Source organism: uncultured Sunxiuqinia sp., from assembly GCF_947495665.1.
GTDB lineage: Bacteria > Bacteroidota > Bacteroidia > Bacteroidales > Prolixibacteraceae > Sunxiuqinia > Sunxiuqinia rutila.
This window is the reverse complement of record NZ_CANLZV010000001.1, coordinates 482,081-506,521: the sequence shown is the minus strand read 5'-3', so window position 1 is coordinate 506,521 and position 24,441 is coordinate 482,081. Positions and strand designations below refer to the sequence as shown.

Below are 24,441 nucleotides of genomic sequence, written 5' to 3'. Positions count from 1 at the left end.
ATGCGTGAACAGATTGACTTGAACAAAATTGAAGATCAAACGGAAAGAGCAATAATTAAACTTCTGAGTGAAAATGAGAAATTCATGATGGGTGATATCTTGATGAGATTAAAGTTAAGTTACCAGAAAGGCCATGAATATCTCAATTCACTTTTAGATAAAAACTGGGTAAGCAACACAGAAAAAGCGCCCTACTACACCCTAAATATTGACCTTAAATAATGCATTGGATTGACTTGACCATTTTTGTGGTCTACCTCATGTTTATGTTAGGCGTAGGTTTTTTCTTCCTGCGCCGAAACAAAAATACCGATGACTATTTTGTAGGTGGACGCCAGATGAGCAGCCTGCATATTGGTTTATCGGTTGTGGCAACTGATGTTGGCGGAGGATTTTCAATCGGGCTGGGAGGCCTGGGCTTTGTCATGGGGCTGTCGGGCAGCTGGCTGCTGTTCTCCGGGCTCATTGGTGCCTGGCTCACGGCCGTCGTGCTGGTCCCCAAAGTTCATCGCCTCTCCAAACGTCAAAACCTCTTAACATTCCCGCAGTTCCTTCAGAACAGCTACAGCAAAAAAGTGGCACTTATTGCAGGAATCATATCGGCCATTGGCTACCTCGGTTTCACCAGCTCCCAGATTCTGGCCGGCGCCAAACTGGCAGCAGCTACCTTTCCGGCACTCACCTTCAATACTGCCTTGATGGTCATGGGAGCCATTGCCGTCATTTACACGGTTATTGGCGGAATGAAAGCCGTGATTTACACCGATACCATTCAGTGGATCATCTTGATGGGAGGACTAATTTTTGTAGCTCTTCCCCTTTGCTACTATGCTGTTGGCGGGTTCGAGGCCATTCAACAAACACTGCCTGCCTCGTTTCTCAGCTTCCGTAACATCAGCTGGCAGCAATTTCTGAATTGGATGGCAACAGTCATTCCCATTTGGTTCATCGGGATGACCCTTTACCAGCGAATTTATGCCTCACGAACACCTAAGTCGGCCCAACGTGCCTGGTTCATTGCTGGCTTGTTTGAGTACCCATTGATGGCTTTTACCGGCGTACTCTTAGGCCTGCTTGCCAAAGTGGCTTTTGAAAACGGCATGCTTGCTGTTGCCGGCTTTCCGGCTGGCAGTGCAATCGACTCGGAAATGGGGCTTCCCATACTACTCAAAACCGTGCTTCCCATCGGGCTTACAGGCATTGTGCTATCGGCCTACTTTTCGGCCATCATGTCCACCGCCGACAGCTGCCTGATGGCTGCTTCCGGCAACGTATTGACTGATATTTTCCGGGGACACAATCACCCTTCCAGCCTTCGGATTTCGCAATTCCTTACCTTACTGATGGGAGCCGCTGCGCTATTGATTGCACTCAAAATGCCCAATGTGCTCGAGCTCATGCTTCACTCCTATTCTTTTATGGTTTCCGGACTGTTTATTCCGGTTGTTGCGGCACTGATCAAACCCAACAACAATCCAACGGCGGCTTTTTGGTCCATGATTGCAGGTGGCGGAACCTCACTCAGCCTGATCATTCTCAACCCAGATCTTCCATTGGGGCTGGATCCAATTATCTTTGGAATTTCCAGTTCGCTGGTTGTTTTTCTGCTACTTGCGGCCTTAACTCAGCGCAAATGACCGGCCATTAAAAACTGTTTTAGATCATCAAATTTATCCCTACTTTTGCGGTCAATTCACCAGGGATATCATGAAAAATAACATACTGAAGCACTACATGGCGGCCTTACTGGCCATGTTTTTCTGGAGCTTTTCGTTTGTTTGGTTTAAAATCGCTTATCAGGCTTATGAGCCGATGACAGTAATACTCATCAGGCTCAGCCTGGCAGCAGCCATTATGTTTATTTTCTCCCGGCTTACAGGAAAGCTTCAAGCCCTTCAGAAAGGCGACTTGGCCTGGATGATTTTGCTTTCCTTCTTTGAACCTTTCCTCTATTTCATGGGCGAAAGTTTTGGGTTGAAGTATGTGTCGCCAACAGTTGCTGCCGTTATTGTTGCTACCATTCCCTTGTTTACCCCGTTTGCAGCCTGGTATTTTTTTAAAGAGAAACTAAACAGCGCCAACCTGGCTGGCCTGGTGCTTTCCTTTGCCGGAGTCAGCCTGGTGGTTTTCGACCGATCGGCCGGTTTGATGGCTTCTCCCCTTGGTGTTGGACTCGAATTTATCGCGGTACTTTCCACCATTGGCTATACGGTTGTGCTCAAAAGAATGGTAGGCCGTTACAATGGCTACACCATTATCAGCTATCAAAACCTAATTGGTACATTCATGTTTTTGCCCTTTTGGGGAATTTTTGAGGCACGCGAGGCATTGGCCATCCCTTTCGCACCGGAAGCCTTCATGGCTATTATAAAACTGGCCGTTTTTGCCTCTATCCTTGGCTTTATCTTTTTCACTTACAGCATCCGGCACATTGGCATCAACAAATCCAATATGTTCATCAACCTGATTCCAGTGTTCGTAGCCGTCTTCTCCTTTCTCATTTTAGGAGATGAAATCAATGGTCAAAAACTGCTGGGCATTACCGTAGTAGTTGCTGGTTTATTTTTGGCCCAGTTTAAACGTAGAAAACGCAATCATGAAATCTATCCGGTATTACAAAAGAGACGAGCTTAAACAAATGACTGCCAACCGCAAGCAGGAATTCAGTCTTTTGTTTCAGAAATTGAAAAAGAAAAAGCCCAAAAACCTGGATGCGGTTGTTCATGCCTTGCACGACGAGGCTTTTGATCAGTTTGACTGCCTCGACTGCGCCAATTGCTGCTCAGGAATCAGCCCGATTGTAACGGACAGGGATGTGGAACGGTTGGCCAAAAACCAAAAAATGAAACCTGCTGACTTTATCAGCCAACACTTGTATATGGATGAGGATCAAGATTATGTTTTTCAGCAGACACCCTGTCCTTTTTTACTAACTGACAACTACTGCTGTGTGTATGAAAACCGTCCACGCGCCTGCCGCGAATATCCGCACACCGATCGCAAGCGTTTTTACCAGATTCTGAAATTGACCCATAAAAATTGTGAAGTTTGCCCGATAGTGTTTGCCATTACGGAGGAACTCTGTCAAATGGAATGGTAGCTTTACCTCGGGTTGACTTGTGGGCAGGGCAACACAAGCTTAATCCGGAATTGCCTATTTCCCCTTGATGAATGTTGTAGGCTCACACAATTTATATTGTAAAAATACTATCTTTGAGCCTTTGAAATGCGCTTGTCTTCAAAGGTGGAGCCATGCTAACAGAAGCTAAGAGAGCAAACGAAAAACGATGATAACGGACCTGCTTCAAAATGCAACTTTACTCATAACGTTGACTGTTTCATACAGTTTTCTCTTTCGTACTAAAAAAGCAAACAGCCATGGCTTAAAACTAGTTGCAGGCCTGTTATTTGGCTCCATTACCATCATCGGAATGAACATGCCCGTCAATTTTCAACCGGGGATCTTTTTCGATGGACGATCGATTATCCTGTCGCTTGTAGGCCTTTTTGGCGGAACCCTTGTTACTGCTATCACGGCGATTCTCGCCATTGTTTACAGGATCATTCTTGGTGGCATTGGCGTGTTAGCCGGCACCACCACCATTATTGTGTCGGCTTTAATTGGTCTGGCATTTAGACGCTATCTGAGCAGCAAACCCGAAAACATAAGCCCGCTGAACCTGCTCGCCATGGGATTTCTGACCCATTTGGCGATGCTCCTCTGTCAATTCATTTTACCATGGGAAACGGCTATTCGTGTAGTTGGGCAAATATGGTGGCCCATTCTGCTTATTTTTCCGGGCTCGACCCTGCTTATTGGCCTGCTAATCAGAAATGAGCACAAGCGCATTGCGGCAGAAAATCACATCCGCGAAAGCGAAGCACGCTACCGAACTACCTTGAGCAGTATTGGCGATGCGGTGATTACCACCGATAATCAAGGACTAATCACCTTTATCAACCCGGAGGCCACACAACTAACCGGCTGGAGTGAAAAGGAAGCCATTGGACAAGCTGCCCAATTGGTATTTCGAATCATCCATGAAGATACCGGGCTTGAAACCGAGTGCCCTGTGGAGAAAGTGATCAACCAAGGCAAAGTGGTTGAAACAGCTAACCATTCCATACTGATGACCAAATCAGGACGAACACTACCCGTTGCAGATAACAGTGCTCCCATCCGGGATGAAAAAGGAAGCATTACTGGTGTTGTATTGGTTTTCAGAGACCAAACAGAGGCCAATGAGCTTCAGCAACAACTTCAGAAAAGAGAACACTTATTCCATACCCTTACCGATCAGTCGCCTGTTGGAATCTTCCGAACACGTCCTGACGGGGATGTCAATTACATCAACCCTAAATGTTGCGAACTAAGTGGACTGGACTGCAAAAAAGCACTTGGCCGAGGCTGGCTTGAAGCCATCCATCCCGAAGATCGTTCGCTCCTTATTCGACGATGGGAGAACATCTCGGTAAAGCAAATGCACAGCAAGCTTGAATACCGTTTTTTACTGCCTGATGGACGCGTGACCTGGGTGCTGGATGAAACCGGACCAGAACTATCGCCCGAAGGCAAGCTACTGGGCTATATTGGCACTGTTATCGACATTACCGAGCGAAAAGAGGCGGAGAAAGCCCTGCTGCAATCCCGTGCAAACTTCCAGCAAACCATGGATGAATCTCCCTTTGGAATGCGCATTGTTTCAAACTCGGGCGAAACGCGCTATGTCAATCAGGCCTTGCTGTCAATCTATGGATTTAAAAATATACGGGAGTATTTTGATACGCCACTAAGCAAACGATATTCCACGCAAAGCATCATTGAGCACGAGGAGCGCAAACAAAAACGCAAGAAAAACCTCTTCGTCGAGTCAGAGTACGACATTGAGATCCTTCATAAAGATGGTGAACTGCGGAACTTGCGTGTTTATCGAAAATTGATCACTTGGGATGGTCAACCCGAATTTTTAACCATCTACCAAGACTTTACCGAACAAAAGAAAGCCCAAGACGCCTTAATTCAAAGCGAGCAAGCACTAAAAGAGGCACAGGAAATTGCCCGCATGGGCCACTGGAAATATGATTTGGTAAAAAATGAAACTTATTGGTCGGAAAACTGCTATCGCCTGTTTGGACTGACTCCATTTGAGGTACTTCCAACCTATGATTTCTTCCGAAACTATATTCTGAAGGAAGATCTCCCGGAACTTGAAGCGGGCGAAAAACGCATCATAGAAAGCAAGCAAACGGTTGACATTCGCTTCCGGATTCAACTAGCCAATGGCGAAATCAAGTGGCTTATGAATCGCGTCATTCCAGAGTTCAAGGATAGTAAACTTGTAAAGCTGCAAGGCATTATCATTGACATTACCGAAACCAAAAGAAACCTTGATGCCTTAAAGGAAAGTGAGAAAGGCTATAAAAACCTATTTAAAAACGATGCGGCCATTAAGCTACTGATTGATATCGAAAACGGCAACATTGCCGATGCAAATCGCGCGGCCCGCGAATTTTACGGCTACTCACGCAAGCAACTGAAGCAAATGAGTGTTCTGGACATTTTCCAGTTTGGAGAAGGTGAATTTGAGCAAGAAATGGCGCTTAGCCGGGCGTCGAAAAACAGGCAACGTGAATACCAAAACAAACTGGCTGATGGCACCATCAGAGAAGTGGAAGTTTTCATCAGTAAAATCAGGTTCAAAGGACGAATCTTCTTTCACGCCATCGTTCACGACATTACCGGAAAAAAGGAAGCCGAAAACCAGCTTCTACTGTTGAGTAAATCAACCGAGCAAAGTCCGGCAGGTATTGTAATTACCGACCATCAGGGCATTATCGAATACATCAACCCCAAGTTCACTGAGATTACGGGCTATCAAAGCAAGGAAGTTATCGGCAAAACACCAGCAATTCTCAAATCAGGCTATCATTCCAAGGAGTTTTATGCCCAACTTTGGCAAACAATCCTTGATGGAAAAGAATGGCGCGGCGAAATTAAAAACCGGAAAAAGAACGGCCAGCTTTACTGGGAAAGTGCGACCATTTCGTCCATTCTGGACGCGAAAGGCGAGATTTCTCATTTTGTTGAAGCCAAAGAGGACATTACGGAAAAGAAAAAAATACTGGCTGATCTACAGCTTGCCAAAGAAAAAGCAGAAGAAAGCGACCGACTAAAAACCGCCTTTTTAGCCAACATGAGCCACGAAATTCGAACTCCCCTGAATGCGATTCTTGGGTTTAGCAATATGTTAGTTGAAGAACAGGACTTAGACCAGGAAGCCAAAAAGGAGTTTTCTTCCATCCTCAAGCAAAGTGGGGCCAACCTGCTTCAAATCATCAATGATATCCTTGACCTTTCCAAACTGGAAACCGGGCAACTGGCTATTTACAAGGATCAATTTGACCTTATTCCACTACTCAAAGAACTTCACAGCATATTTAAACAACGACTGGCTGAGCAGGACAAATCCCACATTCAAATAAGCTTTATCGCTCCGGAAGGCTCGGTAAAACTATACACCGACAAGGTTCGGTTTAACCAGGTTTTCATGAACCTGCTAAGCAATGCCGTTAAGTTCACCTTCGAAGGAAAAATTCAGTTTGGAATTATGGAGCAAACCAACGAGACGATCAGTTTCTTTGTTACCGATACTGGAATTGGAATCAACAAGGAAACACAAACCAGCATTTTTGACCGCTTCCGGCAAGCCGATGACTCGTATACCCGAAACTATGGCGGAACCGGCTTAGGCCTTCCCATTTCCAAAAAAATCATTGACCTGATGGGAGGCTCCATCTGCTTGAAATCCGAAGTTGGTAAAGGCACAACTTTCACCTTTCATATTCCGCTCAATACAAAAGGAAAAGAAGATACAGTCTCTTTATCAACATCTGAAATGCCCTGCTTGTAAACCGGTACTTCGACACTATTTTTTAGCTATATTTAGCATCACAAAAAACCAACCCAAGTTCAGAACTGCACTTGGCCTTAACCGATTGAAACAAGCAACAACCGATGCAAGCAAACCACACTCAACCGATTTTAATAAAAAAAGCCTCCGGCGAGCACGAACCCTTCGCGCTTGATAAACTTATCCGCTCTCTGCGCAATGCAGGAGCTGAAGAAGCCATTATTCAGGAAATAGGCCAAGACATACAAAACTGGATTTATGATGGCATCAGCACCCATAGAATTTATGCGCGGGCTTTCTCCATGCTCCGCAAAAAGGAAAAACAAGCGGCATCGCGTTACAGGCTAAAAAAAGGCATTATGGAACTTGGGCCAACCGGTTATCCCTTTGAGCATTTCATCGGGCAGGTTATGGAAACACTAGGATTTACCGTGGAAGTTGGACAGGTTTTACCCGGACAATGTGTAACTCACGAAGTCGATGTGGTAGCTACAAGCGGTAAAGAACAACACTTTGTGGAATGCAAGTACGGGCAAAGCCCCGACCGGATTCAAAATGTAAAAGTTCCGCTTTACATTCGCTCCCGCGTGAATGATCTGATCTCAAAACGAAAGGAATCAGCAGAATACCGCGACTTTTCATTTCACGGCTGGGTGGTCACCAACACCCGCTTTACTTCCGACGCCATTAATTATGGCCAATGCAGCGGGCTCCATTTACTAAGCTGGGATTACCCGTTGGGAAACAGTTTGAAGGATCTGATTGACCGCGAAAGGATTTACCCCTTAACAGTCTTGAACAGCCTGACCAAAAGTCATAAACAACAATTGCTGAATCAAAATATCGTCACCTGCCAACAGCTGCAGGACAATCCCGGTCTCTTGGACCCGCTGGCCTTAAGTGAAAAGAAATTCCAAACTGTGATGCATGAAATCAGGCAAATGCTGAAACCTACAAAAAGCTGAAGTTTTGGCCATAAGCAAGCATTTGCCCAGCAAAATCTTCGGCATAAGCCACTTCAACATCTACGACTTCTCCACCGTCGGCTGTTTTCAGTTTCAGCTCCGGATTTAAAAAGCCCGCGTAAGGCGCAATGTTTAGCCGGCTGAAACGCTCCAGCACTTCGTTGTGCAAATCCGGGTCAACCTTTACCCCGTAGTTTTCAACAAGTTCAGCAGCGGCCTTCAAGTCCCCTTCCGACTTAATACGCTGCACTTCAGCCAACAATTCACCAAACAGCTTGCGCAGTTTTTGGTAGTCATTAATTTGGACATAGGTTTTACCATCTCGCTTCACCCATTCCACCACCGCTTCGGCCTGCCCGTGCTCAAACGCCCACCGGGCAATCAACTGACGGTTTCGCATGTGCGATTCCTCCAAATCTTTCCCCGGTTCAATGCGGGTAAGCTGGGTAATCAACCCGTTGCGCAAGTACGAATCATACTCGGCCATGCCCGACTCCATGGAAGGCACCAAACCCAGTTCCAGCAACTTTTCGTCCATCACATAGTAGAGGGCAAACAAATCGGCCCGGGTTTCTTCAATGGTCGAATAATAGTTCTTCAAATCTTCGGGCTTCACCCCGGGCATCATTTTTCCCGAACCATGGCCCAGACATTCGTGCAAATCAGTATGCAAGTTACCCGCCAGATAGCCATAATTTTGCGCCCGTTCAATCTCTTCCTTGGAGCCGGCAAACTCTTCCAGCATACCATTGCCCAGCGAATCCAAGAAATAGGATTTGGTAATATTCTCAATGGTTACCGACTTGGAGCCATATTCTTCCCGAATCCACTCAGAATTGGGGAGATTAACCCCAATCGGCGTATGCGGATAGCAATCACCGCCAAGCATGGCCACATGAATCACTTTGGCGCTGACGCCTTTTACTTCTTTCTTTTTAAACGCCCCGGCCACCGGCGAATGCTGCTCAAACCACTGCGCATTCTCTGATAAAATGGTCGCCCGCTTCGTGCCTTCCTCGTCTTTGTAATTGACAATCGCCTCCCAGCTTCCTTTTATTCCCAGCGGATCACCGTACACTTCAATAAAGCCATTCACAAAATCCACCTGTCCTTCCAGCTCTTTTACCCATGAAATGCTATAATCATCAAAGGTTTTTAAATCACCGGTCTGGTAATAAGCCACCAGTTCGTTAATTGTTTTTTGCTGAAGTTCATTTTCCGCAAAAGGCAAGGCCTTTTTCAACCAATAAATAATTTGCTGAATCGCTTCTCCGTAACAACCATCAGCCTTCCATACTTTTTCCTGCAGGTCGCCATTTTCCTTCACCAGCTGGGTGTTTAAGCCAAACGAAGGCGCATTTTCACCAGCAACCTGATTTTTGGCTTTGTAAAAGGCTTCGGCTTCGGCCTGCGAAACGCCTTGGTAATAGTTCATCGCTGACGCGTGTAGCAGGTCAGCTGAAGCATCCAGGCTCACTCTTTTGGCTTCCCGATCCGGGTTGGTGATTACCTCTACCAGCTCTTCCAAATCGGCCAAATAAGCAAATCCGCCTAAGTCAGCCTGCTCAAGCAGCGTCCGGAAATCCTGAGCCGAAAAGCCAGGCTGAATCTTATCCATGGAATAATGATGATGAATACCATTGGAAAACCACACCCGTTTCAGGTAAACCTCAAATTTCTGAAACAGCTCGCTTTCCCGGTTTCCGGGAAAAGTCCGATAAACGGCTTCCAACAACCGGCGTATGCGGAGGTTATAACGGTTATTCTGATCCCATAAGATATCGCGCCCACAAAGGGCGGCTTGCCCCAGGTAGTAGATGTATTGTTTTTGTTGAAGACTCAGCTTGTCAAAACCGGTCAATTCGTAGCGTAATATTTTAATGTCCGCAAATTTCTCTGCAAAAACTTTCATAATTTTCCTTCCTTTTTCAATTCTTCATAACGTTGCTCTAACAGCTCCGAGCGTTTCAAAGTTCGTCTGATCCAGCTTAATTTAATCGCTGCCTTTTCTTCTTCGGACAATTTCCAGTCGATTGCCGGATTGCCACGCATCAGAAAAGTCAGGTGGTGTAAGATGATCGCCGCAGAAACCGATATGTTAAAGCTTTCGGTAAACCCATGCATGGGAATCTTCAAAAACTCATCGGCTTCATTCTGCACCACTTCCGAGATCCCTGTCAGCTCGGTTCCAAAAATCAAGGCACATTTTCCCTTCTCCAAATCAAACTCTTCCAGGTTCGTATCTCCTTCGTGTGGCGTGGTAGCCACAATGCGGTAGCCCTGCTCACGCAAATGGCGAATAGCATTCAAGCTGTTGTGTTCCTCCCCCGTGTATTTGTGCACCGAAAGCCATTTGGAAGCGCCCATCGCCACCTCACGGTCCACCGTAAATTCATTCCGGTTTTCGATTACATGAACATCCTGCACTCCAAAACAATCGACAGACCGCAACACAGCACTGGCATTTTGCGGTTGAAAAATATCCTCCAAAACAACGGTCAGATAACGGGTACGGTCTTCCAACACACGTTCAAACAATTCTTTTCGTTCCGGGGTAAGGCACTCCGAGAGGTATGCTATTCGTTGATAATCCATAGGTCAAAATCTTGAAATTTGGTAAAGCCCACAGGCCTTTGGGCGCTAAAAATAGCTATTTTTTGCCGGATGCTTAAGTTTACAGTTGTTGATTTGAAAACGGCAACTCCTTCTTGCGCCCCCAAACAAACGAAGTCCGGTACCAACGCCGAAACGCAAGTTCCATCTTACCAGCGAATTCGACAACAAAAAGCCAGTTAGAAGGAAACCGCTAAATAAACAGAAACCAGAGGAATGCGTGAATGGAGTTCAGACAGGCATTACCGGACAACCAGGCAAGCGTTAATTTAATTCCGAAAAAAACTGGCAAGTGCCGTTCACTCCCTTTTTGTATAAATGGAAAAGCTACTATCTTTGCCTAAACCCTATTCCTCAAAAATGACAGTAGATTTATTTATCCCTTGCTTTATTGACCAGCTTTACCCGGACACCGCGTTTAACGTAATTAAGTTGCTGAAAAAAGCCGGAGTTGATGTCAACTATAACCCGGAGCAAACATGCTGTGGCCAGCCTGCATACAACAGTGGTTATTGGGATGAAACACGAAAATTAGCCCATAAGTTTGTAACCGACTTTCCGGGCGATCGGCTTATTGTCAGTCCTTCTGCCTCCTGCACAGGCTTTATCAAGAATTATTATTCCAATCTGTTCAAAAAAGAAGATGAGGATTACGAACAGCACCTGTCTTTGCAAAAGCGCTTGTTTGAGCTAACCGACTTTCTGGTAAATAAGCTCAACTTTACCGACTTTGGAGCCAGTTTTCCCCACAAAGTGTGTTACCACGATGCCTGCACTGCCCTGCGCGAGTATGGCGTTAAACAGGAGCCGCGCTTACTGCTTTCCAAAGTGAAAGGGCTGGAACTGGTTGAGATGGAAGAAACAGAAACCTGCTGCGGCTTTGGTGGAACTTTTGTCACCAAATTCAAAGCCATTTCATCGGCCATGACCGAGCAAAAAGTACAGCACGCTTTAAATACAGGTGCTGAATACATTATTTCTACCGAATCATCCTGCTTGCTGAACATTGAAGCTTACATCAAGAAAAACAAACTTCCAATCACCCCCATCCATATTGCAGACATCCTGGCCAGTGGCTGGACAGAATAGTCATTCTCACACCTTATTTCCGCTTGCTCCACGATGAACGAACATCGTGGTTGAACTCGTTGTGTCTATCAGTCAAACCGTTAAATTAGGAAACTTTAACAACTCTTCCTCAAACCTGATCAACACCTTCGTACATATTGACATTCAGACACATAAATTCTAAAGAACATAAATCCTGACTCTTTTTCAGAAAAACATTTACCACTTTTTGCCGTAGTCTAAAATGGAGTGGTATGTAAAAAAAGCCACGATTTGAGCCCTTAATTCTCTCATTACTAGTTACGAATTTGATCTCAGCATGGACGCAATTCGATGACTATCAGTACATCAAAACGGAAATATTTTGCAATTTTATGAAATCCAATCAACCAATGAAAAAGCAAGAATTCAAAAAAGATAAGAACCTGATCATTCATGAACGCCACCGTAGCCTCAAGAACATGCAGACAGACACCAGTCGTCAGTACAAGCCATTTCCCGGAGAAAAAGGCTTACAGTGTGATGGAGATAAGTTTGACTACGTGGTCGAGTGGGAAATTCACGAAGAAGTGTTTGAAAAGGAATAAGAAGCTCTCTTTTGTTATTGGGCTTTAGATCTAAAAAAACCGTAACTTCAGGTTTCCCGCCTCATGCCATCGGTTATTCTTTAATTTTCGAAAACAAGCATTCGAATCTATAGCTGTCTGGGTTCCGGCTCATTGAAAATCGTTAATTCAATGGGTTCAAGCACTGACTTTGTTGACACAGTAAGGCAAGGAGCATGAATGTATTGATGTTTGGCTGGGAATTTCCTCCAAATATTTCGGGTGGTTTAGGAACTGCCTGCTATGGAATAACCAAAAGCTTGACAGCTCTTGACACAAAAATAACTTTTGTCATTCCCAAAGTTTATGGCAACGAGGCTAAGGACAATGTCACACTAATTGGAGCCAATCAAATCGACTTAATCAAAAGTAAAATTCACACCGAGCGACTAAAAGTACCGGTAACTTGTCTGGGTATCGAGTCACAAATGCTTCCCTATGTTGACCCCAGGCTGTACGCCATACAACAGTTAAGACTGCACGAAAAGCAAACCCCAGGTTCCTCCTTTCCCCCTTCATCGGCCATTCGGTTTTCCGGCGCTTATGGCACCGGACTAATGGAAGAGATTCATAACTTCTCCGTGATTAGCGAATACATTGCCCGCCACACGGAATTTAGCGTGATTCATGCACACGACTGGCTGACCTTTCCGGCGGGTATTGCAGCCCAAAAGGTATCGGGAAAGCCCTTGGTAGTGCACGTTCATGCCACCGAGTTTGACCGTAGCGGGAACAAGGTCAATCCCCAGGTATTTCAAATTGAGCAGCAAGGCATGAGCCAGGCTGATTGTGTGATTTGTGTGAGCAACCGCACCCGGCAAACGGTGATCGACAAGTATCAAATCCCCCCTGAAAAGACACAAACCGTACATAACGGGGTTGAACTTCAGCAGTCCGCTGAACCGCCTTTATCCGGCCTTAAAGGCAAGAATAAACTGGTCACCTTCCTGGGGCGAATTACTTTACAAAAAGGCCCTGAGTATTTCATTCGCGTGGCCGAACTGGTATTAAGCAAAATGAAAGATGTTCAATTTGTGATGGCTGGCAGTGGCGATCTTCAGCAGGAAATGATTCGAAAAGTAGCGCGTTCCCATATGGCGGATCAATTCTTTTTTACCGGATTTTTACGTGGCGAAGAGGTGTGCCGAATCCTAAGATTATCCGATATCTTCATCATGCCTTCCGTTTCTGAACCCTTTGGCATCTGTCCGTTGGAAGCCATGCAAAACGGTGTACCGACCATTATTTCCAAACAATCCGGTGTTTCCGAAATAGTTCAACATGCCATTAAAGTTGACTTTTGGGATGTGCATGCCATGGCTGACGCCATTCATGGGCTGTTAAGTTACCCGGCTTTGCCCAAAATGATGATTCAGGCAGGCAAACAAGAGGTGGGAAAAATTCGATGGGAACAGGCAGCCACCAAAATCCGGGCCATCTACGAAGAGCTGGTTCGGGCTAAGGTAAGCAGCCTGTCAAAAGCCATCTGATGCTTAAACTAGTTCAAGCCTATTTCTTTCAAAATGCGCAGGGTCAGTTCGAATCCAGGAATGGCCATCGCTCCATGGTCAAAACCATCCAATTCATACAGAAAAGTACTTTCGTGGCCGGCCACTTTCATCATCCGGTACATGTAAGCGTTTTCCTCGTAGCGCCCCAGAATTTCCATTTCGCGGTCACCCGAAATCAGGAATAAGGGTGAAGCGTCTTTACGAACATGGTACAGTGGTGCATAGGCATCAATGGTAGGCTGTGTGCCTGCAATGCCTTGTTCGGAGCGAATGGTAAAATGCGTAATGGTATGTCCGCTAAACGGCACCAAAGCTGCAATCTGATTGGCATCCTGGCCATACTTTTCCAGGTAGCTTTTGTCCAAACCAATCATACTGGCCAAATAGCCGCCGGCCGAATGGCCCGAAACCACGATGGCATCTTTCGAGCCACCATATTCTTCGATGTGGTTAAACACCCAAGCCACTGCCGCGGCAGCATCGTCAATATAAGCAGGGTTCTTCACTTTGGGTCCAAGGCGGTAGTTCACGGCCACAACAGCCAGCCCCCGGTTTTTCCATTCCTTTGGAATAAATTTTTCACCACCGGTTAAGCCTCCGCCATGAAACCAGACAATGGTTGTAAACCCCTCCACATGTTCCGGATAGTATACATCCAGCTTGCAGCGCTCTTCCATGTAAGGAGTCAGCTCACCGGTTTCACGGTACTGAATGGATTCAACAGTTTTGTAAGTTGCTGTTTTCTGTGCAGCTGCTGATAGATTGAAGACAATAAACAAGCAGCAAGAGATTGTAAAAATTCTTAATAGCCTCATGGTAATTCATTTAATTGTTCAGGGCTACAAAGATAAGCTTTTCCACTCAGAAAGCCTCTGTCTACCCCTAAAACACTTGCATTTGATGAAGCTTGTGGTAACGTCCCTTTTGTTCCAGCAACTGCTCATGAGTCCCCATCTCAATAATTTCGCCTTTGTGAAGCACACAAATGACATCGGCATTTTTAATGGTTGACAAGCGGTGAGCAATCACCAGTGAGGTCCGGTTTTTCATCAGGTTAAGCAAGGCTTCCTGCACCAGGCTTTCCGACTCCGTGTCCAAAGCTGAAGTAGCCTCATCCAAAATCAAAATTGGCGGGTTCTTCAAAATAGCCCGAGCAATGGATACCCGTTGTTTCTGGCCTCCGGAAAGCTTATCACCCCGATCACCAATGTTGGTGTGATAGCCCTTCTCTGTGGCAACAATAAACTCATGGGCATTGGCAATCTTCGCAGCGTTAATCACGTCTTCTTCCGTGGCATTTTCAACCCCAAAAGCAATGTTGTTGTAGAATGTATCATTAAACAGGATGGGTTCCTGGTTCACATTTCCCATCAGGTTGCGCAAGTCATGCAATTTAATGTCCCGAATATCCTTTCCGTCAATCAGAATGGAGCCTTCAGAAACATCCCAAAAGCGCGGCAGCAAATCAACCAGGGTTGTTTTTCCCGAGCCCGACTTGCCGACAAAAGCTACCGTCTGCCCTTTATGAATTGTCAAGTTGACTTTCTTCAGCACCTTCTCATTGACATACTTGAAACTCACATTCCGGAACTCAATCGTTTCATCAAACGAGGCTTTTTCCTGCGCACCGGCTTTGTCATTGATTGTGTTTTCCTGGCTCAGAATCCGGTCAATCCGGTTCATCGAAGCCAAGCCTTTCTCCACACTGTAAAGCGCCGTTGAAAAAGCCTTGGCCGGGTTAATGATGTTGTAAAAGAAGACCAGGTAGCCAATAAATGCCTGAGCCGACAAGGCACTTTCGTTGTTCAATACCAAAGCACCACCGTACCACAAAACAATAATGATCACCGTTGTTCCCAGCAGCTCGCTCATGGGGTGAGCCAAAAACCGCCGCCACATCAGTTTATTCATAATGTGCAGGTAAGCCTCATTCTCCCGGTCGAAGCGCTCATAGGCTTTTTCCTCGGCATTGAAAGCCTTAATCACACGCAGGCCCGAGATATCTTCTTCGGTAATCGATAGGATATCCCCCATCTTATCCTGCCCTTTCATGCTGGTTTTCTTCAGACTTTTACCCACCCGGCCAATAATATAGCCGGCCACCGGAAGCAGCACAAACACAAACAGGGTCAACGACCAGCTCATGTACACCATCGCTCCCAAGGAAATGATAATGATCGCCGGATTTTTGAACAACATCTCCAGCGAGTTCATCACCGAGTTCTCCACTTCCTGCACATCACCCGTCATCCGGGCAATGATGTCGCCTTTACGCTCGTCGGAGAAAAAGCCCAGAGGCAGTTGCAAAATCTTCTGATACATCTGCGAACGAATGTCGCGCACAACCCCATTGCGCAGGTAGACCATCACAAAACTGGCCAAATAGGTAAAGCCCACCTTCAAAAACACCATGATAATGATGAAAAGGCCAATGTAAATCAACGCCTGCTCGTTACCCGAAGCGATAACCACCTGGCTGATGAAGTAATTGAACATTTCCAGTGCACCATCCAAACTAAAAGAGTCCAGCACCGGTTTCTCGGTCACCAGTTCCTGTGTGCGAAACAGGATACCCAGTGCCGGAATAAGCATGGCAAAGGAGAAGGCGCCAAATAAAGCGCCTAAAAAGTTAAACAGGATATTCAGAATTACCTTCCCTTTGTAAGGCGGAACAAACCGTTTGAGCAGGCCGTAAAGGTCTTTCATAATAATGAGGTCGTTTGTATTGAACCGGAATTAGCTAAAAATTCCGGTATAATTATGTGGTGTTATTGTTTTGAGTTCTGCTTTCAGTTCATCGCTGATTTCCAGGGTATCAATAAATTCATGGATCACCTCCTGGCTCATTTTCCGGTTGGTGCGCGTTAAGTTACGCAACGCTTCATACGGATTTGGATAAGCTTCGCGACGCAAAATGGTTTGAATAGCCTCGGCCACAACCGCCCAGTTTTTCTCCAAATCAGCATCAATGGCCTCCTTGTTCAGCAACAATTTACCCAAGCCTTTCAAGGTAGAGCTAACGGCAATTAAAGTGTGGCCCAATGGCATGCCAATGGTACGCAATACCGTTGAGTCGGTTAAGTCGCGCTGCAAACGTGAAACCGGCAACTTCACCGCCAAATGTTCCAGCAAAGCGTTGGCAATCCCGATGTTTCCTTCTGAATTCTCAAAATCAATCGGGTTCACTTTATGCGGCATGGCCGAAGAACCAACTTCACCGGCTTTAATTTTTTGCTTGAAATATTCCATGGAAATGTACGTCCACAAGTCACGATCCAGGTCCAGAATAATGGAGTTGATGCGTTTCAAGGCATCAAAAATTGCAGCATGGTTATCGTAATTGGCAATTTGCGTGGTGAATTGAGCACGCTCCAGTCCGAGGTATTTTTTCAGGAAATGGTTTCCAAAAGCTTTCCAGCTAATTTCGGGATAAGCAATCTGGTGCGCATTGAAGTTACCGGTGGCGCCTCCAAATTTAGCATCGCAATTGATCGCTTTTAACTGCTCCAACTGAATTTTAATCCGCTCCGAAAATACGCGAATCTCTTTTCCCAGGTTGGTTGGCGAAGCTGGTTGTCCGTGTGTTTTGGCCAGCATCGACACGTCTTTCCACTCCCCGGCCAATTCATCCAGCGTATCCACCAAATCATTGATTGCCGGGTAATATTCGTTATCCAGCGCATCATGAATCGACTTTGGAACTGCCGTGTTATTGATATCCTGAGAAGTCAGTCCAAAGTGAATGAACTCTTTGTAGGCCTGAATACCCAGTTTGTCAAACTCTTCTTTCAGAAAATATTCAACCGCTTTTACATCGTGGTTCGTCACCTTTTCAATGTCCTTTACCCGCTGGGCATCGGCAACCGAAAAATCGGCTACAATTTGCCTTAACTGGCTAAACAGTTGGTGGTCAAAGTCAGCCAACTGAGGCAGTGGCAACTCGCACAAGGCAATAAAATACTCCACTTCAACCAGTACCCGGTATTTAATCAGGGCATACTCGGAAAAATAGTTTTGCAGGTTCTCTACTTTCGATCGGTACCTACCATCAATAGGTGTAATTGCGGTCAATAAATTCAGTTCCATGATTTTAATTTTTCGAGCCACAAAGTTAGTAAATATTTTGAGTGACTTTCTACCAAAACCCCATGGATACGCTTTCGAAACATTTTGCTAACAAATCCAAAATAGCACCGTTCAGGGCTTGTTGCCAGCCGGGAAATTATGCTGAATCGATGACTTCGGTTCGGCTAAACCAACAGCCTGGCCAGTTCCCGCCGCAGCTTGGGAGGAATTTTGGTGTCCAGTACCTCCTGCAGAAAGTCGTGAAGCTCCGGATTGGTAACGGGCGAAAGCCCGCTTTGCACCAGAAGTTCCCCAAAAGCAGCCAGCAAAAAGTTCTGATGCGATTCGTTGTTTTCATTCATCCGAAGCGAAGCGATCATTTCCCCCACAATGCGGTTCGTCAAATCCGGGCGATGCCGGATGATCCGCTCCGAATAGCGGATGCAATACTTTCGTGTGGAGATTTTCTCATCCTGCAACTGCTTGTAATAATCCGGGAAAACCGCATCAAAGCGCTTGTGCAAATCCGCCGGCAGCAAGTCAGCCAACAGGTCCATGCCATAATTCCGATGATACGAGTTCGCATGCTGAAGCAAGCCAACAAAGTCGTCCCAATAGCGAAAGCAACCAACCGAATCGGCTGCCGTTAGCTGTTGCATAATTCGGTAAGAATGAAAATACACATTAATGTGTTGGTGCGATACCAATTGCTGCACCACCAGGTCGCGAAACGCCCAATCAAGCCGGGCACGATCCACCAAGGGGGCAATGTCCACCTGGGTTTCGCGAACAAGCTCCAAATAATCTTTTTCCTTCCAGGCCTGATTATTCATAAACGATTTCAACTTTAAAGGTTCTTTAACAACAGCCTTCGTTTCATCCCTTGCCAAAAGGAAGATTCACGCTATTCTTCTCCCGGATTCAGCCAAACCACTTTCTGTTCCGACTGGTGTTCCTGCCCAATAATGTCGCGGTAAAGTTCGGGGCGGCGTGCCTGCAGATACCGGTAACCGCCCGCTTGCTGCAGTTTTTCCGGCGTAAGGGTTGCCAGGGCAAAGCTGTCCTCAAAAGTCTGGCACTCGGCCAGCACATCCCCAAACGGATCAACAATCATCGAGCAGCCATTTTTCAGCTGATCGTCATCCATCCCAATCGGGTTGGAAAACACCGCATAAATACCATTGTCGTACGCCCGGGCCGGAAGCCATTTCATCAGCCAGCCCCGCCCCTTCATGCTCTGAAACTCCAGGCGAAGCGAGGTCGGATCATTTTCCCGGCTCTCCCATAAGGCCGGATCAACAAAACCCGCACCGGGCCGCGTAGACGGCGTACACATGGTTACATGCGGCATAAACAGAATATCGGCACCCAACAATTTGGTGGCCCTTACATTCTCTAGAATGTTGTTGTCGTAGCAAATCAGAATGCCGCACTTCCAGCCCTTCAGCTCAAACACACAATAGGCATCTCCCGGATTCAAATGGGGATTGATAAACGGATGCAGCTTGCGGTACTTAGCCACCAAACCGTTTTGATCCACACAAACGTACGCTTTGAACAGCTCATCCTGAGCATCTTTCTCAAACAAACCGGCCAACACCACAATCCCATGCTTTTGGGCAATTTGAGTCAGACGTTGCACACTCTCCCCTTCCGGAATCAACTCCGACAAATCCAACAACTGCTCTTTCGAAAGGTGCCGGGCAAAGGTGTAGCCCGTCACCGAGCATTCGTGAAACGCAATGGCATCAGCTCCTTGCCGGGCAGCCTCGCCGGCTAAACGATCCATCACACCGAGGTTGTAATCTTTATCCCCACTCCGGTTCTCAAATTGTGCACTCGCTAGTTTTAGTTTTTCCATGGTTCCGTTTGTTGGTGGTTATTTGGTTTGTTCTATCAAAAAATGGCAATTCTAAAGTGCTGATCCGCCAAGGATATTAGCGCTTATTATTTTTCGGGTCTTGCTGCCAGGATCGGATTATAAATCCGTGCCAGCGGATGCTTGCGGTGTATCTTGTTATATTTTACTTTATCAATTTAAAAGAGGTACTTCAAAATTATTCCGATTGACAACCAGATATAGCTTACAATAGCGATCCATTTCAATCCTTTTTCCAGCAACGGACTTTTTGGAGCCATCTCTTTATGATGTTTTACGTTTTTCCCTTTAAAGAAACCGAAATAGATTAGAATTCCGGATATCGCCACAAAGGCAAGATTTAAGAAGAAAGTGTAATCGATTTTAAAATGTTCTTTTTCAGTTATACCCGAGGCAGTTGCTTCTGGTATAAGACCAAATAATTCAAACCCATAATGCAGCAATAAGGAGGTGGCTATAAGTGAGGCGAACAACAAAAACAAGATAAAGAGAGACATTTTCCAGCCGTAGTATTTGGCATTGATGCGTAAAACAGGAAATACAACAAGGTCGCTGAATATAAAAGCCATTACCCCCGCAAAACTCACTCCTTTTCCGAAAAGCAGTGCGGCAAGCGGAATATTGCCCATTGAGCCAATAAAGGTTAGAAATGCGGCAATGGGTCCAACAATAACATGTTCAAGTAATGTAAAAAAACCAAATGTTTGCTGGCCACTGCCCGTATTAATAAAAAGTGTTTGAAAGAAGGAGTCCGGAACAAAAACAGCGACAATCCCTGCTATTGTGAATCCTACGGTTACATCTTTCCAAACCATTTTCCACTCCATGGCATACTGCTTTCCAACCTTTGCCCAGTTTTCGGTGGATTTTATTTTTTCCTCAAACGATTTTTGGGCATGATGCTCGTTCTCCGGAGATTGATTAAGCTTGTTTCTGGCATTTTTGATTAGCCGATGCGGTTTTAGAATTCGAATCAGCAACCAGCTAAAGAGTATCAGTAATATACCTCCAATATATTCGCCCAGCACAAACTGCCAGCCTAAAAAGATTGAAATGATTATTCCAAGTTCGATTACAAGATTCGTGGAAGCCAATAAAAAGGCGATGGATGAAACAAAGCTAGCGCCTTTTTGAAATAAAGACTTCGAAGTGGCCAACGCTGAAAAACTACAGGAGCTGCTTATAAACCCAAAGAAAGTGCCTAAAAGGACACTTTTCCCACTCTTGTCTCCCATTACCTCCTGCATGCGTTTTTCAGTAATGAAAATCTGTATCATGGAGCTTATAAAATACCCCAAAACAAATGCCCACATAGCCATCCAGAAAAATCCCAGACTGGTATAGGCTGCTTCACCCCATTGGTCTAAAAATTCATTCATTGAGCTTTTATTTTAGTGTTTATTCATGGCATTTAATCCAGGGGCGCAGATCACAAATCCGCGCCAGCGGAAGGAGGCACTTTTAATGACAAAACTTCTATTTTTCTTATTAATCTTTCGTATTCTCCAAGGTAAGAACGATTCCTTTCAATCAGTAATTTATTATTTACCCAAGGAAATTCCCATTCCTTATCGGAATTATAAACATTCCCGAAAAAGCAGAAATTCCCATCCGTTCTAAGTTCATCTGATAATTCTATCCATTTTTTTTCTTTAAGCCTTTTTCTGTCTTTAAATCTTATTGTAACGAACAAGTAACTTAGATCCGGGAAGTCGCTTTTAAATTTCCTGTAGGCATTCTCAATAGAACCGTTTGGAGAAATCATTTTCGGATTACCCCATTTCTTAAGCTCAATTACTCCAAGACAATCTGATTCATCTATAATATTTACAAATGGATCTACCTCTTTGAGAAATTCATGTTGCCTTATTCCTTTCTTACAAATTATTATATCGTATTGAGAAGAGCTTCTATTTCCATATCTTATTTGGCCCCTGTAAAAATCAAGTTTTGGTACATCTTCTCTCAGAAACTGTATCAGTTTATTTTCATATAAAGTTCCATTAACACCCGAATGTCGTAGTCCTGAATGATAAACTTTTTCAGCAAACTCTACAATCTCAACCTGTCTTCTTGAGAGTTGATTCATTTATTAATATTATATAACTGTTTAAATATGTCGCGTTTGACATTTTAGGCTTCTATCTCTTCTACCGTTTCATGAATGCCCATCATCATATCGTAATGACCTTGATGATTTGTCAACTTAAAAATGTCCTTAAACACCTTTTGATAATTTTCAATTGTTCTGTCCTGCAATTCTACATACAAATCGTCATTAATGCTATGCGAACCATCGTTTATCCAACTTATCAATGACCTGCATATTTCTTGTTCCTCCTTTGTTTCAAACTTTTGTATTAAATCATCGTCACCATATTTCCCCAGAAGTTTAAAATAGTTTTCAATAATCCTCCTCATAACATTCTGGACAGTAATACTTGATTTAACTTCTTCACTTTTCAATTCTTGCCACAATAACTCGTAAGAAGATTGAATAGGATTTGACTTAACAAAATGCTGAACACTTGTATTCGACTCATTTTTTCTTAAAATCCAATAATTAGTTTTCCCACAGCATTTCGTCCTTCCATCAATAAAAGTAACTTCTTTATGAAAGTATACATTGTGAGTGAGTAGTATCAATTGCTTTATATTGCCTGTGTCAGACTTTATTTCCTTGATTATCTCTTTTATTAGTGTACTGACAACAAACAATACATTACTATCAAGGCTAGAAATTGGGTCATCAACAACAAGAATTCTTTCTTCGTTAACAGTTTCTTCACTAACACCGCCTTTGGACAACTGCAGGAAATAAAGAAAAGTTATAAAGGTAATTTCGCCTTCACTTAGAGTTGTTTCAGCAATCGATCCATCTTCACGCTGAATCTGATAAAACCCATCTTCATTAGCAGGAACAATTTCAAAATTTGTGAAGCCATAAGATTTTAATAGTCGGTTTATTTCATTGATAGTTGGCTGAATGCTCGTTACATTTTTACTTAATTCTTTAATCTCAGAATCAAGAGCATTGTGTTCAACTATTTTTTGGCGAATCTGCTCATTTAAGGCTTTTATCCCTTTTGTTAATCCTGCATGGGTAGAATTATACGATGCAAGTTCTGTAGAATAATCGTTTGTGACAAATCTCCATATAGATTTAATAAGATTTGTTCTTTCTGTGTTGTAGTTATTGACAATTACGTTATGCTTTTTTATTTCTGCATTTGCCTTTTCAACCAACTCAGAAAGCAACGATAATTGTTCTCTTAGTGATATTAATTCAATTTTTCTGCTTGGTTCTTTTTCTTTCAGAGCTAATCGCTCATTATTAATAGTTTGTTGACTAATCAGTGTTTTTAGGTAAGCGGAAAACTTGTCAGTATCTAATTTAGATTTTGAAAAGTTTTTTTGAGTTGTTTCGACAAGGTTCAATTCATTAACTAAGTTTTCTATTAATGTCGAATACTCTTGTTTCAATGCTTTTATCTGCTCAATATCTTTAAGATATCTTTCATCAAAGAAACTATCTATTTGTTTTTTAAATTCTGATGTTATTGTTTTTTGCTGACAAAAGGGACAAACTTCATCTTCTTCGTTTAGATATTTACGACCTTGATTAACCCAATCTGTAATATTTAGCTTCTGAATAAGACTGGCAATATCAACATCACCTTTACCAACCACTATTTTTTCCCAAATTGGTACTTCTTCTATTTCTAAAATCCTTTCGAATGAGAAATTAGTGATTTCAGTTATCATTTGCGGAACTTCTCCAAAGATTGTATTTGCTTTTTCCTTTAAAGCGTCAATTTCAAGGAGTTCTTCTTTATTGTTAGTGAATTCATTTAGAAGTTTCGTTTTGAATTTTTCTTTACTTATGTACCCTGCAAACGCTTCTTTAAAGTTAGGTTCATACTTTTTATAAACCTTTGTCCATGTTGCTTCTTTAAACTCAGCATCCAGTTTATCTTTTTTTTCTTCTTGACTTTTAACAGTAAGTCTTTTCTGAGTACCAACTTCTTTTAGTTCTTTTAAAGTGTTTACCTTACTTTCAATAACTTCTATTTCTTCGGCAGTGGCTTCACCTAATGTGAATACTCCTCCTAATTTGCCTTTCCCAAAATTCCTTTGCCTAAACTCCTTATTATATACTAGTGTATTAAGTTTTTGTTCTCCTTTCCAGGATAGAGAACAACTATTAAATTTTTCGTCTGAAGGATTATATAGGAAGTTGGACAAAGTTGTTTTCCCACATCCATTAGCGCCATAAATGAAATTAATCTTTTTTAGATCTTCAATTTGAATCCCTTTTTCGTCATAAGTCGCGACATTCTTAATTGTTATTGACTCAATCATTTTATTTTTTTTATTTAGGTTATTTCATAGCCCCTTCCTTATCACTTCCCCAAGCTACCGCGCGATTACATCGTGTGGTATCCGTTTATAACAAGACCATGGTCCAAGCCCCTTCGCCACTCACTAAGCTTCCTCGCTCCTAAGGCTTATTCTCACCAACTCCCCAAGATACTCATTTTCATAAACTAAACAGTACGTGTATTCGCAACTTTAGGGCCTGGAGGCTGTTTGTTCGCGAACAAAGGTGCACTAAGCGGTTTTAAGTCTTCGCTATACCCTTTGTTTTCAATGAATTTCAAAACCATTAATAAACAAAATCATGCTGAAGAACATAAATTATTTGCATGTCAGTGGGCTTTTCTCCTTCCCTTTTATATTCATAATCATTAATTTTAGTAAGTCGTTTCGGATCGTCCGGTTATTGGCCGGAGCATTTTCCAAATCGTACCGATTCGTACAACG

At 43.9% G+C, this 24,441-nt stretch carries 19 protein-coding genes; 9 read left to right on the top strand and 10 right to left on the bottom strand.

From position 1 onward, the window contains the following. The 6 genes from Q1A18_RS02225 to Q1A18_RS02200 all read left to right on the top strand — a co-directional run bounded on the left by Q1A18_RS02225 (nt 1) and on the right by Q1A18_RS02200 (nt 7,876). On the top strand, nt 1-222 hold the full coding sequence (locus tag Q1A18_RS02225) for a hypothetical protein (protein ID WP_299576890.1): 222 nt from the start codon (nt 1-3) through the stop codon (nt 220-222). Then, complete coding sequence (locus Q1A18_RS02220; protein ID WP_299576888.1) at nt 222-1,637, top strand: sodium:solute symporter family protein; 1,416 nt, start codon at nt 222-224, stop codon at nt 1,635-1,637. The genes Q1A18_RS02225 and Q1A18_RS02220 overlap by 1 nt, the downstream gene beginning before the upstream one ends. A gap of 70 nt (nt 1,638-1,707) precedes the next feature. Beyond that, nucleotides 1,708-2,634: a DMT family transporter gene (locus Q1A18_RS02215; RefSeq protein ID WP_299576886.1), complete on the top strand. Its 927-nt coding sequence runs from the start codon at nt 1,708-1,710 to the stop codon at nt 2,632-2,634. Next, the gene (locus Q1A18_RS02210; protein ID WP_299576884.1) at nt 2,597-3,100 is read left to right on the top strand and encodes a YkgJ family cysteine cluster protein; all 504 of its coding nucleotides are present in this window, start codon (nt 2,597-2,599) and stop codon (nt 3,098-3,100) included. The genes Q1A18_RS02215 and Q1A18_RS02210 overlap by 38 nt, the downstream gene beginning before the upstream one ends. Nucleotides 3,101-3,287: 187 nt before the next feature. Then, nucleotides 3,288-6,911 (top strand): PAS domain S-box protein, encoded by a 3,624-nt coding sequence (locus Q1A18_RS02205; protein WP_299576882.1) that lies wholly within the window; start codon nt 3,288-3,290, stop codon nt 6,909-6,911. A 104-nt stretch (nt 6,912-7,015) separates the two neighbouring features. Continuing rightward, the gene (locus Q1A18_RS02200; RefSeq protein ID WP_299576880.1) at nt 7,016-7,876 is read left to right on the top strand and encodes a restriction endonuclease; all 861 of its coding nucleotides are present in this window, start codon (nt 7,016-7,018) and stop codon (nt 7,874-7,876) included. On the opposite strand, the gene Q1A18_RS02195 is transcribed toward Q1A18_RS02200, so the two are convergent. After that, nucleotides 7,863-9,788, bottom strand: coding sequence for a dihydrofolate reductase (locus Q1A18_RS02195; RefSeq protein WP_299576878.1), 1,926 nt, complete (start codon nt 9,786-9,788; stop codon nt 7,863-7,865). The two genes, Q1A18_RS02200 and Q1A18_RS02195, sit on opposite strands and share 14 nt — an antisense overlap. After that, nucleotides 9,785-10,471: an RNA methyltransferase gene (locus tag Q1A18_RS02190; RefSeq protein ID WP_299576876.1), complete on the bottom strand. Its 687-nt coding sequence runs from the start codon at nt 10,469-10,471 to the stop codon at nt 9,785-9,787. The genes Q1A18_RS02195 and Q1A18_RS02190 overlap by 4 nt, the downstream gene beginning before the upstream one ends. 378 nt (nt 10,472-10,849) lie before the next feature. On the opposite strand from Q1A18_RS02190, the gene Q1A18_RS02185 reads away from it, so the two are divergent. The 3 genes from Q1A18_RS02185 to Q1A18_RS02175 all read left to right on the top strand — a co-directional run bounded on the left by Q1A18_RS02185 (nt 10,850) and on the right by Q1A18_RS02175 (nt 13,652). Further along, the gene (locus Q1A18_RS02185) at nt 10,850-11,578 is read left to right on the top strand and encodes a (Fe-S)-binding protein (RefSeq protein ID WP_299576874.1); all 729 of its coding nucleotides are present in this window, start codon (nt 10,850-10,852) and stop codon (nt 11,576-11,578) included. A 371-nt stretch (nt 11,579-11,949) separates the two neighbouring features. Further along, on the top strand, nt 11,950-12,144 hold the full coding sequence (locus Q1A18_RS02180; protein ID WP_299576871.1) for a hypothetical protein: 195 nt from the start codon (nt 11,950-11,952) through the stop codon (nt 12,142-12,144). Nucleotides 12,145-12,338: 194 nt separating this feature from the next. Continuing rightward, the gene (locus Q1A18_RS02175; protein WP_299576869.1) at nt 12,339-13,652 is read left to right on the top strand and encodes a glycosyltransferase; all 1,314 of its coding nucleotides are present in this window, start codon (nt 12,339-12,341) and stop codon (nt 13,650-13,652) included. Between the two features lie 8 nt (nt 13,653-13,660). Here the strand turns inward: Q1A18_RS02175 and Q1A18_RS02170 are convergent, their stop codons facing one another. From Q1A18_RS02170 to Q1A18_RS02135, 8 genes are all read right to left on the bottom strand, one after another. Next, nucleotides 13,661-14,488, bottom strand: a complete 828-nt coding sequence (locus Q1A18_RS02170; protein ID WP_299576867.1) for an alpha/beta hydrolase — start codon at nt 14,486-14,488, stop codon at nt 13,661-13,663. A 67-nt stretch (nt 14,489-14,555) separates the two neighbouring features. Beyond that, a complete protein-coding gene (locus Q1A18_RS02165; protein ID WP_299576865.1) occupies nt 14,556-16,379 on the bottom strand; it encodes an ABC transporter ATP-binding protein in 1,824 nt (607 codons plus the stop codon). 30 nt (nt 16,380-16,409) lie between these two features. Continuing rightward, nucleotides 16,410-17,759: an adenylosuccinate lyase gene (gene purB, locus Q1A18_RS02160; RefSeq protein ID WP_299576863.1), complete on the bottom strand. Its 1,350-nt coding sequence runs from the start codon at nt 17,757-17,759 to the stop codon at nt 16,410-16,412. Nucleotides 17,760-17,923: 164 nt separating this feature from the next. Continuing rightward, complete coding sequence (locus Q1A18_RS02155; protein WP_299576860.1) at nt 17,924-18,571, bottom strand: hypothetical protein; 648 nt, start codon at nt 18,569-18,571, stop codon at nt 17,924-17,926. A 71-nt stretch (nt 18,572-18,642) separates the two neighbouring features. Then, nucleotides 18,643-19,599, bottom strand: a complete 957-nt coding sequence (locus Q1A18_RS02150) for a nitrilase family protein (protein ID WP_299576858.1) — start codon at nt 19,597-19,599, stop codon at nt 18,643-18,645. A gap of 176 nt (nt 19,600-19,775) precedes the next feature. After that, nucleotides 19,776-20,996, bottom strand: coding sequence for a permease (locus Q1A18_RS02145; protein WP_299576856.1), 1,221 nt, complete (start codon nt 20,994-20,996; stop codon nt 19,776-19,778). Nucleotides 20,997-21,046: 50 nt separating this feature from the next. Further along, nucleotides 21,047-21,706, bottom strand: coding sequence for a hypothetical protein (locus Q1A18_RS02140; protein ID WP_299576854.1), 660 nt, complete (start codon nt 21,704-21,706; stop codon nt 21,047-21,049). Nucleotides 21,707-21,750: 44 nt separating this feature from the next. Beyond that, on the bottom strand, nt 21,751-23,979 hold the full coding sequence (locus Q1A18_RS02135; RefSeq protein WP_299576852.1) for an AAA family ATPase: 2,229 nt from the start codon (nt 23,977-23,979) through the stop codon (nt 21,751-21,753). Nucleotides 23,980-24,441 lie beyond the last annotated feature (462 nt).